General features: G+C 72.0%; 1 protein-coding gene. It reads right to left on the bottom strand.

Annotated elements, in window-relative coordinates:
• A partial coding sequence (locus FNQ90_RS19430; protein WP_182607542.1) for an MMPL family transporter occupies positions 1-2,287 on the bottom strand: 2,287 nt, incomplete at its 3' end.
• Positions 2,288-2,539 lie beyond the last annotated feature (252 nt).

Raw genomic sequence — 2,539 nt, 5'->3', positions numbered from 1 at the left:
GGGTCTCCCCACCGGTGGGTCCCCGGTCGGCGTCGGCCGGGGCGGGGGCGGTTCGGTCGGTGCCGGCGCCCACCGCGACGGGTTCGGGGGCCACCGGTCCGCGGGCCAGCTTCTCGCCCTCGACGTCGACGTTGGGCAGGATCCGGTCCAGCCACGCCGGCAGCCACCAGGCGGAGCGGCCGAGCAGGGCCAGCACGGCGGGCACGATCGCCATCCGGACCACGAAGGCGTCGAAGAGGATCGCGGCGGCCAGACCGAAGCCGATCATCTTGATCATGGGTTCATCGGCGCTGACGAAGCTCGCGAAGACGCTGATCATGATGATCGCGGCGGCGGTCACCACCCGGGCGCTGTAGCGGAAGCCGGTGACGATCGCCTGCCGGGCGTCCTCGCCGTGGACGTACGCCTCCCGCATCCGGGTGACGAGGAAGACCTCGTAGTCCATGGCCAGACCGAAGACCACACCGATGAGGAAGATCGGCATCAGGCTCATGATGGGCCCGGTGACCTCGACGCCGAAGAGGCCGGCCAGCCAGCCCCACTGGAAGACGGCGACGACGGCGCCCAGGGAGGCGAAGACCGAGAGCAGGAAGCCCAGGCCCGCCTTGATCGGCACCAGCAGGGAGCGGAAGACGATGGTCAGCAGGACGAAGGCCAGGCCGACCACGACCGCCAGGTAGGGGGCCATGGCGTCGTCGATCCGCTCGGAGACGTCGATGGCCATGGCGGTCTGGCCGGTGACCAGGACCCGGGCGTCGTCGGCGCCGGTGAAGGCGGGGGCCTCGTCGCGCAGGTCGTGCACCAGATCGGCGGTCTCGACGCTGCTGGGGGTGGAGCCGGGGATGACGGTGAGCATCGCGGTGTCACCGGTCTCGTTGGGGATCGGCTCGGTGACGGCCACGACGTTGTCCAGGCCCTGGATCCCCTCGGCCACGGCGCCGGCGATCGCTGCGGCGTCCTGTCCGTCGCCCACCCCGGCGGTGTCCACGGCCACCAACAGCGGCCCGTTGAAGCCGGGGCCGAAGGATTCGGCGAGCATGTCGTAGGCCTGGCGCTGGGTCGTGGAGGGCGACTCGGATCCCTGGTCCGGGAGGTTGAGTTCCATCTGGGTGGCCGGCAGGGCGATCACGCCGAGACCGGCGACGGCGACCAGCAGGACGGCGATGGGGCGCCGGACCACGAAGCGGGCCCAGCGGGTGCCCGCGTTGGGGCGCTCCTCGTCGGCCGGGACGCCCTCGACGGGGGCACCGCCCTTGGCGCCGGCACGACGGTTGACCTGCGGGCGCACCTTCTCACCCGCGAAACCGAGGAGGGCGGGGATGAGGGTGACGCCGATGAGGACGGCGATCGCCACGGCGCCGGCCGCGGCCAGACCCATCTTGGTGAGGACGGGGATGTTCACGACCGCGAGGCCGCACATGGCGATGATGACGGTCAGACCGGCGAAGACGACGGCGGATCCGGCGGTGCCGGTGGCACGGCCGACGGCCTCCCGCCGGTCGTATCCGGCGGCCAGTTCGGCGCGGTAGCGGGAGACGATGAACAGGGCGTAGTCGATGCCGACGGCGAGGCCGAGCATCATGGCCAGGATGGGGGTGGTGCTGTCCAGTTCGAGCGGTCCGCTGAGGACGGTGATGGCGCTCACCGCGATGCCGACCCCGATCAGGGCGGTGATCAGCGGGAGACCGGCGGCGATCAGGGATCCGAGGGTGATGACCAGCACCACCGCCGCCACCGCGACCCCGATCGCCTCGGCCACGCCGGTGCTCGGGATCTCGAAGAGGGCGTCACCGCCGATCTCGACCGTCAGTCCGGCGTCCCGGCCGGTCTCGGCGGCGTCCAACAGGGCCTCGCGCTCGGCGTCCTCCAGCTCGGTACCGCTGACCCGGTAGGAGACCTGCGCGTAGGCGGTGGTGAGATCCTGGCTGATGGCCTGCGATTCGAAGGGGTCGGCGACCCGGGCGATGCGGTCGCTGCTGCGTTCGAGTTCGGCGACGACCTCGCCCACGGCCGCGGTGTTGGCCGGATCGGTGATCTCCCCGCCGTCGGGAGCCCGGAAGACGACCCGGGCGGTGGCACCGTCGGCGCCCATGCCGGGGAAGCGCTCGGAGAGCAGGTCGAAGGCCTCCTGGGCCTCGGTCCCGGGTATGGAGATCTCGGTCGCGGGCTGGGAGTCGGTGGTCGCGACGGCGACGCCGGCGACGCCCAGCAGGGCGACCCAGAAGATCGCGACCCAGCGCCTCCAGGCGTATGTGAAACGCCCTGTCGCGTAGAGGAATGTCGCCATGAGAAGGCTGGTCTCCCATCGAGGTGGGCCGGCGGGGAGATTCCGGCGGTATGGCTTTTCTTCGGTTCTCGGCGTGCTTGCGGATGTTTTTTCGCCGGTTTTCCGGCAGGCCGCGGACCGGGGGGTGCCGCTCCGTCGGCCGGGGGCCGACGGAGCGGCGGGGACGGGTGCGGTGCCGTGACGGGCGCGTCCCCCGGGCGGCCGGCGGAACCCCTCGTCGGGGCACGATCCGGCGCACGGCGGGGCCCGCCC

Source organism: Streptomyces alkaliphilus (assembly GCF_014141535.1).
GTDB classification, from domain to species: Bacteria; Actinomycetota; Actinomycetes; order Streptomycetales; family Streptomycetaceae; genus Streptomyces; species Streptomyces alkaliphilus.
The sequence above is the reverse complement of the archived record's forward strand: the minus strand, read 5'-3'. Positions and strand labels throughout refer to the sequence as shown.